This is a genomic window from Amycolatopsis coloradensis (genome assembly GCF_001953865.1).
Classification (GTDB): Bacteria; Actinomycetota; Actinomycetes; order Mycobacteriales; family Pseudonocardiaceae; genus Amycolatopsis; species Amycolatopsis coloradensis.
This window is the reverse complement of record NZ_MQUQ01000006.1, coordinates 1-14,075: the sequence shown is the minus strand read 5'-3', so window position 1 is coordinate 14,075 and position 14,075 is coordinate 1. Positions and strand designations below refer to the sequence as shown.

Genomic DNA, 14,075 nt, shown 5'->3' with positions numbered 1-14,075 from the left:
CGTGGCCACGCATCCTTCGCCGGGAGAAGACCTGGGCCAGGAGCCTGACCCGCCGACAGGTCCCCTCACCCAGCCGAGCGTCCTCGACCTCCCTCCCGCCTTGCGGCAGATGCAGAACACGTGCCCGGTGTCCCGGTTCCGGACCATGGTCGGTGACGAGGCGTGGATGGTCACCCGCTTTGACGAGGCGAAGCGGCTTTTCACCGACTCGCGGCTGACTCGGTCCCACCCTGAGCCGGCGAAGGCCCCGAAGGTCACCAACTCCGCCCTGGTCGATGGTTCGGACTGGGCATACGAGGACTACCAGTCCGAATTGGACAAGGAGGCCGCGATGCGAGTGTTGTTGTCGAAATCCTTCTCGGCCAAGCGTATGGCCGCACTGAAGCCATGGATCGAAGGACTGACGGACGATCTGCTGGCGGCGATGGCCGAGCACGGCCCACCGGTGGACCTGATCGAATCACTGGCCGCCCCGCTGCCGACACTGGTCATCTTCGAATTGCTCGGCGTGCCGCAGGCCGAACGCGAGCGATTCCTGAAGTGGTCGGTGCAAGGCGCCGATCCGGCCGACGCGCGGTGTTCCCGCGCGGCGATGGAGAACCTCTTCGCCGGAATGGAGGAGTTGCTGGAACACAAGCGAGTCGAACCGGCGCAGGACGTGCTGTCGGATCTCGCTGCCGCGTGTACGTCCGGTGCGCTGACGATGTCCGAGGCGAGCACGATGGCGAGCGGCCTGCTGTTCGCCGGGAACGGGACCACGGTCGACGTCATCCAGTGGGGCGCCCTGCACCTGCTGGCCAACCCGGATCAACGGGAAGCTCTGCGACGTGACCCCTCGCTGCTCGAGTCCGCCGTCGAGGAAATACTCCGGCGCCGGATGACCGGTGGGGACACACTCGCCCACTACGCAGGTGCGGACATCGAGATCGGTGACGTGACGATCCGGACCGGGGACGCCGTAGTGATCAACTTCGTCGGGGCCAACCACGACCCGCGCGTCTTCCCCCAGCCGGACCGGTTCGACATCACCCGGACACCCAACCCGCATCTGGCTTTCGGACACGGCAGGCATCTGTGCGTCGGCCGGAGCCTCGCTCGCGGCGAACTGCGGGCGGTGTTCGGCAAGCTGTTCGAGAGGTTCCCGACGTTGCGCCTCGCGATACCCGTGAACCAGATGCGGTCGAATGACAATCCGATTGTCGGCGGCCTGCGTGAGCTGCCGGTGGCGTGGTGACCATGCCCCGGCCTGTTCGAAAGGTACGGATGATGACGCACCAGGATACGGCCCGCGTGATGGACATGGTGTTCGGTTTCGTCCCGGCACAGATCGTGCGCACCATGGCGGCACTCGACCTGGCCGACCAGCTCGCCGGGGGACCGGTCTCACTGGAAGAACTGGTGAAGCTGACCGATTGCCACGAGCCGTCGTTGCGGCGCCTCCTCCGTGGCGCCGTTTTCGTGCGACTCGTGATCAGGAACGAAGAAGGCGCCTACGAGCTCACCCCGGCCGGACAGCTGCTTCGCGCGGACGCACCAGGCTCGGTGAAGTATCTGGCCCTGCAGTTGACCGGTGAACCGACGTGGAGTGCCTGCGGGAACATCGAACACACCGTGCGCACCGGTCAACCGGCTGTGCAGCACGTTTTCGGCCAGTCGAGCTATGCGTGGCTGGCGGACGATCCGACCACTCAGGCGCTGTTCTACCAGTGCTATATGGAGGTGGCGCGGCAAGACGTGCCAGGCCTTGTCGAGGCGCTGGACTTGGCGGGCATCCATGACATCGTGGACGTAGGCGGCGGCAACGGCGTTCTGATGGCCGGACTGCTGGACGGTAACCCCGGGCTCAGCGGCGCCATCTTCGACCAGCCGGCCGGCTTGGAGAACACTCAGGCCGTACTGGCGGACGCGGGCGTGGCCGATCGTTGCACGCTGATCGCCGGAGACTTCTTCACCGATCCGCTGCCCGCCGAACGCGATGCTTACCTGGTCAAGAGCGCGCTCTGCGACTGGGGCGACGACGACGTCGTCCGTATCCTGCGCGCCTGTCGTCAGGCGATGTGTGCCGACAGCACCTTGTTCGTGATCGACATGGTCCTTCCGGAGGGGGACGCCACACCCGATCCGGTGGCTCTGATGAGCGACTTGTGCACGCTCGCGTGTGGTGGTGCCATCCGCACCGAGAAGGAATTCGGCGCCTTGTTCACCGAGGCAGGCCTGCGACCGGTGGGGACCGGCGGAAGGCAGCCCGGTACTCATACGAACATCCTGCGTGCCGTCAAGATCTGAGCACCCACACGCCGGGAAAGGTCGAGTCGGAAAGCGCAGAAGGCTGTGACGCACGCTCGCGGACCGGCTGGCTAGCGAGAGCCATGGTTGCGGCCTTCCGCCGTGATCGTTCCTGCCGGCGGTTTAGACGCGCGCGTCGGTGGCAACACTGTCGATCGTGGAAGCCTCTTCGACAAGGTGTTTGCCTACGGTGCGCACGCTGGACGAGCTGGTCGGCTTGTTCGAGTCCGAGGGCGGCGATGAGCTTTATGTCCGGTGGTCGCGCGGGCCGGAGGTGGACCTGGGTGATGGGTTCGAGCAGGCGAGCCGGGATGGGCTGACCGGAACACGGCTGCCCGGCTTGTCGGCCAATTCGTTGCGCCTGGAGCCGTGGTGGAATGGGCGGTCGGTGCGGTTGTGGCTGGCCCGCCGTCTTTACGACTATCAGCATCTGCCCGATTTGCGCGGCCCCGGGGTGCGTCCGTGGGTGCTGCGGGGACGCCAGGTTGCCCGGGGTCCGGACAACGAGCCCTTGGTGCTGTGCGAGCGTCCGGTGGCATGGGTCGCGAACGAGGTGCTGCGCGAAGCCCGTGAGCTCGTCGACGAGCAGGGGTCCCGAGAGTGGGGACCGATGGACCGACGCTGATCAGCCTCACGCGAAGGTGGTGTGCAAAGGCGCTGCGGGCGGGGAAGACGTTTGTGACCCTGCCGGCTCGCTGTTGAACCGGCAGGGCCCGGATCGCGCACCCCAGGCGAACGACCCACTGGGGGATGTCCATCGTGAGACGCGGTAAACCGCTTGCCGCTGACTAACTTCACCTCTGGGTTCCCTCGATACGTTGTTGCGGGTTGATTTCCAGCAGGAACACTGTCCGATGCCGGGCCGTGGAAGAACTCGATGCTGAAGTGCCGTGGTCCTGGTCGACGCGCTCGCCCGACGGGGGCGCGCAGTACGTCAGCCACCCTTCTGGGGCCCGAATAGTGGCCGCCTGACGGTTCCACTGGACGACAAAATTTGTTCCCTCGCCGCCGATCGCGTCCGGGGGCCCTCGTCTCTGATGGGTGATTGAGCGGCTACGACCTGCGCATATCGCGCGTTGTTAGGCCGTTCGGGTTACGGTCGTCGCAGGCCGTCGGATGAGTGGGTTCGCCCTGGTCGGCTCGGGTGACGGGAGCTGGTGATGGCGCGGCGGGCAAGCGACTCGGATGGAGCCGATGTTCCGGCCTGGGTGAAGCCGATGCTGGCTAAACCGGACAGTGGTCGGCTGCGGGAGGGCCCGGAGTGGGCCTACGAGTACAAACTCGACGGCTATCGGGCGTGCATGCGGATCGCCCCGGCCGGTACGACGATATTGACCAGCCGTAACGGTATCGATTTCACCGCGGAGTTCGCCGACCTCGCCGGCGTGCTCACCGACGTGCTGGAGGGACGGGCCGCGGTGCTGGACGGTGAGGTCGTCGTCTACAACGAGGCCGGGCAGATCGACTTCGGGGCTTTGCAGGAACGCCGGGGCCGCTACCAGACCCACAGCACAGGCCGGCCCGGCAGGCCTTTCGAAGACGTCCCGGTCCGATTTCTCGCCTTCGACCTGCTGCAGCTGGGTACGGAGCAGTTGCAGCGCGAGCCGTATGACGAGCGACGGCGGCTGCTTACCCAGTTGCCGATGCCCGACCCCTTCCGGATCTCGGTGGTGCGCGCGTTCACCTTCACCGAACTCGCCGCGGATCGCCGCACCCCGCAGCACTTGCTTGAGCACGTCGTGGCCAGCGGGCATGAAGGCCTCGTCGCCAAACACCGCACCTCGGCCTACGACCCTGGCCGCCGCAGCGACGCCTGGCTCAAGCACCCGCTGACCCAGACCACCGAGGTCATCATCTGCGGCTACCGTCCCGGCCAGGGCCGGATCGCCGGCCGGATGGGTGGGCTCCTGCTCGGTGCCCACGACCCTGACACGGGCGATCTCGTCTACATCGGCGACGTCGGGACGGGATTCACCGAAGCCGAACGCACCCGGCTGCGGACACGGCTGGATGAGCTGACACGGCAGAAGCACCCGTTCGCTGTCACCCCGCCGCGCGAGGACACCGCGCGAGCACACTGGGTGAAACCGGTCCTGGTCGGCGAGGTCGAGTTTCGGCAGTTCACCCGCGGAGCGGGTCGTCTGCGCCACACCGCCTGGCGAGGGCTGCGCGCGGACAGACAACCCGTCGAGGTTCTCCTGCCTCAGCAGCGTGAACCCCGCGACGGCGCTTCGGCACGAACAGCCAGCCGACCGATCGCGACACCCGTGACCGATGCCGAGGAGCGCCCGACAGCGACCGTGGGACTGGGCTCGAAGATCACCGTGCAGGCGGGACAACGCCAACTCACTCTGTCCAATCTGGACAAAACCCTGTATCCGGACGGATTCACCAAGGGCGAGGTCATCAACTACTACTCCCGTATCGCCCCGGTCCTGTTACCGCACCTGGCCGGACGGCCCGTGACGTTCATCCGATTCCCCGACGGTGTCACCGGCGAGCAGTTCTTCGAAAAGAACGTTCCCCAAGGAGCCCCGGCCTGGCTGCCCACGGTGCGCCTGGCCCGCTCCGGCTCCCGCGGCACGAACGGGGCGATCACCTACGCCCTGCTCGAGGAACTCGGCGCCCTGGTGTGGGCGGCGAACCTGGCCGCCCTCGAACTCCATGTTCCACAATGGACCGTGGCTGGCGACGGGCTCCGGCGGCCACCGGACCGGCTGGTGTTCGACCTCGACCCCGGACCCGGAACCTCGATCGTGCACTGCTGCCGCGTCGCGGAACGACTCCACGACATCCTGAGCGACGACGGACTCGCGCCGTCGGCGAAAACATCCGGCTCGAAAGGCATGCAGCTCTACTGCGCCATCACCACCGACGACCCCGCGGCGCCGTCGGTTTACGCCAAGAAACTCGCCCAGCGCCTGGCACGGGAAACACCGGACCAGGTGACCGCGGTGATGGCCAAAGCCCAGAGGACAGGCCGGGTGTTCATCGACTGGTCTCAGAACAACCCCGCCAAAACCACGATCGCCCCATACTCGCTGCGTGGCCGCGACCACCCCACGGTGTCCACGCCGATCACCTGGGACGAGGTCCACGGCTGCCGCCGCTCCGCACAGCTGGAGTTCACCGCCGACGACGTCCTCGATCGCGTCGACAAGGTCGGCGACCTGCTCGCCGAACTCGACGACACCCGAACAGCGCTGCCTTAGGACATGCCAACGCGGCCCGCGAGTCGGGGTGCCGGTGGATGGTGAGCAGGAGGTGGACGAACTGGGTGCAGCCTCGAGACCGCAGCTGGCTGTCTGAACCGCGCAGAACATCCCAAATACCACAAGCCGTCAGCCGGAGCGAACACCCTCATCGGGCGGCTCAGGTGTCAACCAAACCCTGGGCAGCCCCCCACACGCACTGCGCCTCCCGCTCTACGACTCACCACACTTACCAGGCCGCGCCACGACCCCAGGCGGCCGTGGCGTAGCCGGCGAAGTCGATCGGGTCGCGGCCGAGCACGGCAGCGACGTCCGGGCTCACCGGCTCGTGCTCGCCGCGCCGGATCCTGCCGAACACCATCGCCAGCAGTTTCGCCCAGCTCTCCGGGACCCCGGCGGCTTCCTGCTCCTTGAGGAACTCGTCGTCGGTGACGTCGGTGAACGTCACCTTCCGCCCGGAGGCGCTGGCGATCTCCGCCGCCGCGTCACCGAAGCTCAACGACCGTGGGCCGGTGAGCTCGTAGGTCTGTCCGGTATGGCGGGGATCAGTGAGCGCCGCCACGGCGACCGCGGCGATGTCGGTGGCGTCGATGAAAGGCTCTCGCCCGTCACCGGTCGGCACGCGCAGGTCGCCGGCGAGCACGTAGTCGCGGAACTGGCCGAGGTCGAAGTTCTGGTTGAACCAGCTCGGCCGCAGGATCGTCCAGTCCACACCGGACTCACGGACCGCGTGCTCCACGTCCATCAGCTCCGGCAGCCCGTACTCCTCGATGCCCCGCCCGGACAGCGCGACCAGACGGCGTACGCCGTGCTCGACGGCGAACCGGATGAACGGCCGGGCCCCGGTGACGTCGTCGTCCGGGAACACCAGGTAGGCCGCGTCGGCGCCGGTCACCGCAGCGTCCCAAGTGGACTCGTCGGTCCAGTCGAAGCGCACCTCACCGGAGCGGGACGCGGGCCGCACCCGGTGCCCCGCGGCACGCAGGCCGGAAACCACGTGACGGCCGGTCTTGCCGGTGCCGCCGAGAACCAAGGTCGTTGTCGTCATGGGGCCAGTTAACCGGTCTTACGCAGAGACAGAACATCATCGATCTGCTCATTTACATGTCCATTCGTCTACGCTGATGTCGTGGATCCTTTCGCCGACCTGGTTCGCGGTGTCCGTGCAGACGGTGCTCTTCTGGGCCACTCAGTGCTCACACCGCCCTGGTCGGTGCGGTACGTGCACGAGGCCCAGCTGACCCTCTGCGCGGCGGTGGAAGGCTCCGGCTGGGTGCTGCCCGCCGACGGTGAGCCGGTACGGCTGATCCCCAACGCGATGGCCGTGGTCCGCGGGCCGGAGCCGTTCGTGGTCGCCGACGAACCGGACCGTCAGCCCCTCGCGACCGTCCGCCGGGGTGAGTTGTGCACCGTCGCTTCGTCCGGCGAGTTCCTGGTGGGCAGCGCTGCCCCCGGCCCCCTGGCCACCGGAGATGGCGCCACCCTCGTGGTCGGCGCGTACCGGGCGCCCGGAGAGGTGGGCAGGCGGCTGCTGGACGCGCTTCCTCCGGCGCTGGTGGTATCGGGCGAGTCCGTGCCGTTTGTGGAATTGAAGCTGTTCGTCAACGAGGTGTGTTCGCTCGAACCCGGGCAGCAGGTCGTTCTGGACCGGCTGCTGGATCTTCTTCTGGTGTGCACGCTGCGGGCTTGGTTCGCGCACGAGGACACCGAGCCGCCTGCGTGGTTCTCCGCGCTCGGCGACCCGATGATCGGGCCGGTGTTGCGTGCCATGCACGCGGAGCCGGGCCGTCCGTGGACGGTGGTCACCCTGGCCAAGGTCGCCGGTGCGTCCAGGGCGGCGTTCGGCCGCCGGTTCACCGCGCTGGTCGGCGAGCCACCCCTGGCTTACTTGACCGGCTGGCGGATGACGCTGGCCGCCGACCTGCTGCGCAGGCAAGGTACGTCGGTGGCGTCGGTGGCGAGCCAGGTCGGCTACGCGGACGGCTTCGCCTTCAGTTCGGCATTCAAACGGGTCCGCGGTGTGAGCCCGAGCGTCTATCGCGCGGGCTGAGCCGCAATGCCGTGCCGCCGGATTTCCGGCCGACGACCTGCCACCGATTCGCGCGACCTCGAGGATTGCCGCAAGGAAGACGAACGAGCCTTCGCTTCGCACCCGAGTCGTTGTCGCACTGCCATGGCAACGCGCTCTCATGCCGCCAACCGGTCGTTCAGGACGCAAGCGTTGCCAAATCGCTGGGCGATTACCTTCTTTGCTTCTGCCCCGCCGTTGGCGGCACCAAGTGGAGCGGTTGCACTTGTCGTGGGTAGCGCCATAGTGCGGTTCGAAACTGACCCCATCGGATCACGCCGCGCGACACAAATCAGCCGAACAGATCGAATGCCCGTAGTAGGAAGAACGCCGCCACTCCGAGGACGAGTGCGCCGATGAGTGCCAGTGCGACCGCTGGTATCACTTTGGTCGGTATGGGCTGAGGGTGCGACAGGCCGGAGGTCTGCCCGGCGTCGGGTGGGGTGTCTCCAGGGGAAACGGAACCGCCCTTTTCCAGACCCGGTACCTCATCCGGCTCCGGTCCCGGCGTGGTCATGAGCGCGGTCCGGAAGGGGTCTGTGCGTACGGGTGATCTTTCATCGGTTCCGCCTGTCCTGATTCGGCCAGTGTCCGTGCACGCGTTCTTGCTCGGGCAGCGGCTGGTGCACGTTGCCTGTGGTGGGTTCGGAGTGCTGTCGGGTTTGTGCGGCCAGCCGGAACAGGGGACCGACCAGTTTGTCGTAGATCAGCGGCAGGAGCCGGAATCCGGCGATCACGACTGGATTTCCCGGTCCGACCGGCACGGATACGTGCCTGCGGGGCCGGTCGGCGAGCCGTACGATCGCCGCGGCCGCGCGTTCCGGGGACAGGACCGGCCACGGCGGCCGGACGACCTGCCCGGAGTAGTTGGCGGCCTGGTAGTAGATGGGAGTGTTGATGCTTCCGGGGCTGACGATGCAGACGTGCACACCGGGTTCGTCCCGGGTTTCTTGCTGCAGGGTGCGCAGTACGGCGCGTTGTCCCCATTTCGATGCCGCGTAGGCACCCATGTGCGGGACGGTGACCGAGCCGAGCAGTGAGTTGATTCCGATGAATGTGCCCGCGTGCTGGCGGCGCATGACCGGGAGGACTGCTTGGCTCAAATGGACGGTGCCGTGCACGGCGGTGTCGACGACAGTGGTGAAAACGTCCGCAGGCATCGCTTCGACGGTGCCGTAGCCCATCACCGTCGCCGAGTGCACGACGACGTCGACGCGTCCGTGCCGGTCGAGGGTTCGCGCGACGATCCGGGCTGCCGCCGCCGGATCACCGATGTCGTCCACGATCGTGTCCACGTCGCCCGGTCCCGCGCTCCGGCACGCCGTTTCCGCGGCTTCGAGCGCGTCGCCGCTGCGCGAGACCAGCACCAGATCGTCGTCGCGCGCGGCGAACGCGATCGCGGCGGCCAGGCCGATCCCGCTGCTGGCTCCGATGATGACCACGACCCGCCCGGTCACGGGTTGAGCACTACCTTGACGCAGCCGTCGTGCTTGTCGCGGAACATCTCGTAGCCGCTCGCGGCTTCGGCGAGGGGAAGATGGTGTGTCGTGAGGTCCAGCGTGCCGAGCGGGTCGGCCTGGTCGAGCAGCAGCGGCAGGATCTCGTCGGTCCAGCGGCGCACGTGGGCTTGGCCCATCCGTAGTTGGATGCCCCGATCGAATATCTCCATCATCGGCAGCGCGTCGAGTTCTCCGCCGTACACGCCGGATATCGACGCGGTCCCTCCTCGCCGGACTCCCTTCAGTGCCGCGTGCAGGGCGTCGAGTCGGTCGACGGCGAATTTGTCGGTCACCTTCTGGGCGAGAGCGTCGGGGAGGAGACCCATGGCTTTCTGGGCTGCGGCGACGAGCCGCCCGCCGTGGGCTTCCATGCCGACGGCGTCGATGGTGGCGTCCGGGCCGCGGCCGTCGACCAGATCGATCAACGTGGCGGCGACGTCGTCGACGTCATCGAGGTCGACGGGTTCGGCGCCGTACCGCGCGGCGAGCGCGAGCCGTTCCGGTACCCGGTCGACCCCGATGATCCGGCCGGCACCCAGGTGTGCGGCGATGCGGACGGCTAACTGCCCGACGGGGCCGAGACCGAGGACCGCCACGGTGCCACCGGGTGGCACGTCGGCGTAGCGGACGGCCTGCCAGGCGGTCGGCAGGATGTCGGACAGGAACAGGAACCGTTCGTCCGGCGTGCCCTCGGGGACGACGATCGGCCCGAACTGGGCCTGCGGCACACGGAGATATTCGGCCTGCCCACCGGGCACGGAGCCGTAGAGGGCGGTGTAGCCGAAGAGACTCGCGCCCTTGCCCTGATCGCGGACCTGCGTCGTCTCGCACTGGGCGAACAGGCCGCGGTCGCACATCCAGCAGTGACCACAGGAGATGTTGAACGGCACCACGACGCGGTCGCCCACCGAGAGATGATCGGCGGCCTCGGGGCCGACTTCTTCCACAACGCCCATCGCCTCGTGGCCGAGTACGTCGCCCGGCTTGAGGTACGGGCCCAGAACGCCGTAGAGGTGCAGGTCGGAACCGCAGATCGCGGTCGAGGTGACTTTGATGATCGCGTCGGTCGGCGCGTCGATGCGCGGGTCCGGTACGTCGGTGACCTCGACCTTTTCGTTTCCTTGCCAGGTGAGAGCTTTGATGTCGACTCCTCGGTCGTTGTTTCAGGTCGTCACGGATGACGCGCCGGCCAGGACTCGGGCCAGTGCGCTGTGGGAATCGTCCGGTGCTTCGTCGAGCAAGGTCGCGGCGGTGAAACCGGCCGCCAGACCGTCGAAGGTCCCGTGGCGGCGGACCATCGCGTGCCCGCCGTGAGCGACCCGGATCACCCCGACTTGAGCGGTACGGGAAAGCCGATCGGCCGCGGCCAGCGCCCGTTGCGGGCTCGCGACACGGTCGTCCGAACCGTGCACGAAGAGAATCCGCCGTCCGGAAGCGTCGACGTCACCATCGCGGGGATGAATCCACGGCGCCAACGCGACGACGCTGCGTACGTTTGCTTCGCCGGAGGCAAGGATCGCCGCGCGTCCTCCGAGCGAGTGTCCGATCAGGCCTATCGGTGTCGACGGCGGCAGCTGATCGCGAAGCTGCCGCAGGGCCCAGCGGACGTCGTCGACCGGGGTGTGCGCACCGTCCCACCCGCGTACCGAGTTCAGTAAGCGCCACACTGCCAGTCGCCCGCGGCCGACATGGGCGACGCGGTGGGCGATCGGGATCATGCGCACCACGGAAAGCTGTGTGGGGCTCACCGGCATCGCGCCGCCCCGGCCGCCGCCACCGTGCAGCACGACGACCGCTGCGGTCGGAGAACGCGGAACACGGGTGCGGATGAGGCGGGCGGTAGTCTGCAAGTCGAATCTCCAGTCCTGGCGTTATCGGTCATGGACGGCGTACCTTCACTCGCCGGTGGCAAACGGGCTACCGCCAGAACCGGGTCGGCAGCCGAACTGGCAGGTGACGACACGTTTTAACGGGATCGTGAAAAGTTCGGTTCACGGAGAGGCGCACTTACCTCATGGAGGTGCTGAAGAACGTGCCGGTAGGTCGTGAGAAGTCCGCACTGGGCGTAGTCGATCCCGTGGTCGACGCAGAACCGGTGTACGAGAGGCTGTGCACGACGCAGGTTGACACGCGGCATGCTGGGGAACAGGTGGTGTTCGATCTGATAGTTCAGGCCACCGAGGGTGAAGTCGACCCACGGGCCGCCGCGGACGTTCCGGCTGGTGAGGACCTGCTTACGTAAGAAATCGAGCTTGTCCTTGTCAGTGTAGGTAGGCATTCCTTTATGGCCGGGCGCGAACGAGCACCCCATGTACACGCCCCAGAGTCCTTGGTGGATGGCGATGAAAGCGATCGCCACCGCCGGAGACAGCACGACAAAAACAGCGCTCAGGTAGATCCCGCCATGCATGAGTAGTAGGGCGGCTTCGAGCCGTCGATTCTTCATTCTTCCGTGCCATACTGCAACAATGCTGGCCCAATGCAGGCTCAGTCCCTCCAGCAGCAGCAAGGGAAAGAACAATGCCGCCTGATGTTTCGTGGTCCAGCGCACGAACCCGCTCTTGTTGCCTGTCTGACCGCGAGTGAAGGCAAGCAGGGGGATGTCGATATCGGGGTCGTTGCCTTCGTGGTTGGGACCGGCGTGATGTTGGGTGTGTTTGCCCATCCACCATCCGTAGCTGATGCCGACGATGCCGGCGAAAGCGTAACCGATTCGGTCATTGGCCCGCCCGGTGCGGAAGATCTGATTGTGGCCCGCGTCGTGGCCCAGGAACGCGATCTGAGCAGACATCACCGCGAAAAAGCCTGCCAAGGCGAGCTGCCACCACGAATCGCCCAGCATTACGAACGCTGTGCATCCGAGGGCGAACGCCAGCAGGATAAGGCTGATTTTGGCGGTGTAATAGCGATAGCGCCGATCGAGTAGCCCTTCGTGTCGCACCAGTCGAGCGAGATGGCCGAAGTCACTACGTGACGTGCTGCCGACGGAACTGGGTTCGGTGCCGAGTGGCGTCTTCAGAGGATATGTAGCCATGCGCATCCTTGTTTCGAAGCTGTTCGTGGGGTGAGTAGTCAAGAGAAGGATTCTGGGTTGCGGGCGGGGAAGCGCAGGGTTATCTCGCGCACCGCATCGGACAACCGTGGATACACAGGCAGCCGCACATGGAGGGCGAACAATCGCAGAAGTCGCAGTACCGATGAGGTGGCGACCAGGCCTATTCGACGGTGCTCGAGCTGCGCTCGGCCGGTGGCTGCCTCCAATACCTGCAGACCCGCGGCGCCGAGAAACGTCACCCTGGAGAGATCGAGCACGGCGCAGGCGGGCAAGGGGAGGTCGAGATCCCGTTGGAGCCGCGGCGCGGTGGCCATATCCACATCACCGGACACTCTGAGGATCAGCAAGTCGGTGGTCTGTGGGTGTCGAGTCGTGCGTGTTGACGGCGGGCCGGAAGGGTGAGCGTAAAAACCGAGGTTGTCATTACCGGCGGCGCCGGCTTCGGGTGCTTGACGGTGATCAAGACGAGCCGCCGGCTGGAAGGGGGAAGGCATAGGTGGTCTCCCTGGCAGGGAACGACACAGGCCTGCAAGCTGGAACGTCGCAACGGGTGCGAAAGCTCGCGGGACGCGTCGCCAGGCCGCACTGCGGTATCCGGTTCAGGCCGTACGGCGGCGGACATTGACGTCGGTTACGCGAAGCTGCGGGCCGAACCCCACGCACCCTCACTCTAAGTCTCAGGAGACTTTTGTGCAGCAGTTCCTGCCAGGAACTTCGTGTTCTGAATCGAATTTGAAACGGTTTAGATGGTGGGTGACGGGGTACGGGGCGGTGTGGCGTTCAAGTGCCGGCCATGGACAGACGGTCGCGACACCAGGCGTTGACCTGGCCGGACAGAACGCTCGGCACACGGTGGCGCCTGCGCCCGTGAGTCCGGTATCGGACAGAGCCCACGGCAACCTCGACACGACCTGTTCCCGATGGCGACCGTGACGCGTCAGCCACCGCCGGACGACCTGAGGCCGCGACGTCGCCGTGATCTGCTGGTCCGATGGACTTTCGGCCACAGCTGCTCACAATCACCTAGATAGCTCGGTGTAAGCGGTCGAAATGGGGGTACTCGACGTCACGTGCGCCCGGTCCCAGGCTGGAGAACACCGTCCCGGAACCTCTGACAGGTGCGCAATCTGTCCGTTTCCACGAATACCGGAGGAAACACCATGACACCGACACCGACTACGGTCCGGCGGAGTCCTCGTCAGCTCTTTGCGTTGGTCGTAGGCGCGGTCTTCCTGCTTGTCGGCGTACTCGGCTTTATTCCTGGAGTCACCTCGAACTACGACCAGATCATGGGTGCCGGTCACGAGTCCGGCGCCTTGCTTCTCGGCGTCTTCCAGGTGTCGATCCTGCACAACATCGTCCACCTGGCGTTCGGCGTGGCCGGCCTGCTCATGGCGCGCAAGCCGGGTGGAGCGAAGACGTTCCTCGTCGCCGGGGGAGTGATCTATCTCGTGCTGTGGGTGTACGGCCTGCTCATCGACCACGGGTCAACGGCGAATTTCGTCCCGCTCAACGGTGCCGACAACTGGCTGCACCTCGGCCTCGGTCTCGGGATGATCGCCTTGGGTCTCATACCAGTGTCCGGCGGCAAGGCTCCCATCGCGGATTCCCGCTGACTAACCTTTTTGGAGGATGCACGTGTTTCGTCATACCAAATTACTCCAATTCGAAGCCAAACCCGAGAAACCGGACGCGGTGTACGCGCGGAAGCTGCAGGAGCTGATCGGCGGCGCCTACGGTGAAATGACCGTGACCATGCAGTACCTGTTCCAGGGCTGGAACTGCCGGATCGAGGGCAAGTACAAGGATTTGATCATGGACACGGCGACCGAGGAGATCGGGCATGTCGAAATGCTCGCCACGATGGTCGCCCGGTTGCTCGAAGGCGCGCCCGCGACGGTGACCGCCGAAGCGGTCAAAGACCCGGTGACGGCGGCGATCCTGGGCGGGATGGA

Annotated in this window: 14 protein-coding genes; 7 read left to right on the top strand and 7 right to left on the bottom strand. The window is 66.3% G+C overall.

Translation table 11 applies throughout. The features are described from left to right. Position 1 precedes the first annotated feature (1 nt). The 4 genes from BS329_RS13625 (at position 2) to ligD (ending at position 5,498) form a co-directional block, all read left to right on the top strand. Positions 2-1,234, top strand: a complete 1,233-nt coding sequence (locus BS329_RS13625; RefSeq protein WP_143253015.1) for a cytochrome P450 — start codon at positions 2-4, stop codon at positions 1,232-1,234. 32 nt (positions 1,235-1,266) lie between these two features. Next, positions 1,267-2,286, top strand: a complete 1,020-nt coding sequence (locus BS329_RS13620; protein WP_158075776.1) for a methyltransferase — start codon at positions 1,267-1,269, stop codon at positions 2,284-2,286. 190 nt (positions 2,287-2,476) lie between these two features. Further along, on the top strand, positions 2,477-2,911 hold the full coding sequence (locus BS329_RS13615; protein WP_244197139.1) for a DUF6098 family protein: 435 nt from the start codon (positions 2,477-2,479) through the stop codon (positions 2,909-2,911). Positions 2,912-3,503: 592 nt separating this feature from the next. After that, entirely contained in the window at positions 3,504-5,498 is a 1,995-nt protein-coding gene (gene ligD, locus BS329_RS13610; RefSeq protein ID WP_244197138.1) for a DNA ligase D, read from the top strand. Between the two features lie 229 nt (positions 5,499-5,727). On the opposite strand, the gene BS329_RS13605 is transcribed toward ligD, so the two are convergent. Continuing rightward, on the bottom strand, positions 5,728-6,546 hold the full coding sequence (locus BS329_RS13605; RefSeq protein ID WP_076160334.1) for an NAD(P)H-binding protein: 819 nt from the start codon (positions 6,544-6,546) through the stop codon (positions 5,728-5,730). An 81-nt stretch (positions 6,547-6,627) separates the two neighbouring features. On the opposite strand from BS329_RS13605, the gene BS329_RS13600 reads away from it, so the two are divergent. Continuing rightward, positions 6,628-7,548 carry an AraC family transcriptional regulator gene (locus tag BS329_RS13600; RefSeq protein ID WP_076160331.1) on the top strand — a complete coding sequence of 307 codons (921 nt, stop codon included), beginning with the start codon at positions 6,628-6,630 and terminating at the stop codon, positions 7,546-7,548. Positions 7,549-7,858: 310 nt separating this feature from the next. Here the strand turns inward: BS329_RS13600 and BS329_RS44520 are convergent, their stop codons facing one another. From BS329_RS44520 to BS329_RS13570, 6 genes are all read right to left on the bottom strand, one after another. Next, positions 7,859-8,083 (bottom strand): DUF6480 family protein, encoded by a 225-nt coding sequence (locus tag BS329_RS44520; RefSeq protein ID WP_076160328.1) that lies wholly within the window; start codon positions 8,081-8,083, stop codon positions 7,859-7,861. Between the two features lie 40 nt (positions 8,084-8,123). Continuing rightward, on the bottom strand, positions 8,124-9,023 hold the full coding sequence (locus BS329_RS13590; RefSeq protein ID WP_208619207.1) for an SDR family NAD(P)-dependent oxidoreductase: 900 nt from the start codon (positions 9,021-9,023) through the stop codon (positions 8,124-8,126). Continuing rightward, positions 9,020-10,207 carry a zinc-dependent alcohol dehydrogenase gene (locus tag BS329_RS13585; protein ID WP_076160322.1) on the bottom strand — a complete coding sequence of 396 codons (1,188 nt, stop codon included), beginning with the start codon at positions 10,205-10,207 and terminating at the stop codon, positions 9,020-9,022. The genes BS329_RS13590 and BS329_RS13585 overlap by 4 nt, the downstream gene beginning before the upstream one ends. 21 nt (positions 10,208-10,228) lie before the next feature. Further along, positions 10,229-10,915 carry an alpha/beta hydrolase gene (locus tag BS329_RS13580; RefSeq protein WP_076160319.1) on the bottom strand — a complete coding sequence of 229 codons (687 nt, stop codon included), beginning with the start codon at positions 10,913-10,915 and terminating at the stop codon, positions 10,229-10,231. 116 nt (positions 10,916-11,031) lie between these two features. Beyond that, entirely contained in the window at positions 11,032-12,099 is a 1,068-nt protein-coding gene (locus BS329_RS13575) for a fatty acid desaturase family protein (protein WP_084749719.1), read from the bottom strand. 38 nt (positions 12,100-12,137) lie between these two features. Next, positions 12,138-12,614: an STAS domain-containing protein gene (locus tag BS329_RS13570; RefSeq protein ID WP_084749637.1), complete on the bottom strand. Its 477-nt coding sequence runs from the start codon at positions 12,612-12,614 to the stop codon at positions 12,138-12,140. A 666-nt stretch (positions 12,615-13,280) separates the two neighbouring features. Here BS329_RS13570 and BS329_RS13565 point away from each other — a divergent pair. Together BS329_RS13565 and BS329_RS13560 are read left to right on the top strand one after the other, a co-directional pair. Next, a complete protein-coding gene (locus BS329_RS13565) occupies positions 13,281-13,736 on the top strand; it encodes a DUF4383 domain-containing protein (protein ID WP_076160314.1) in 456 nt (151 codons plus the stop codon). A 22-nt stretch (positions 13,737-13,758) separates the two neighbouring features. Continuing rightward, positions 13,759-14,075: manganese catalase family protein (locus BS329_RS13560; RefSeq protein ID WP_208619215.1), on the top strand; the 317-nt coding region annotated here is incomplete at its 3' end.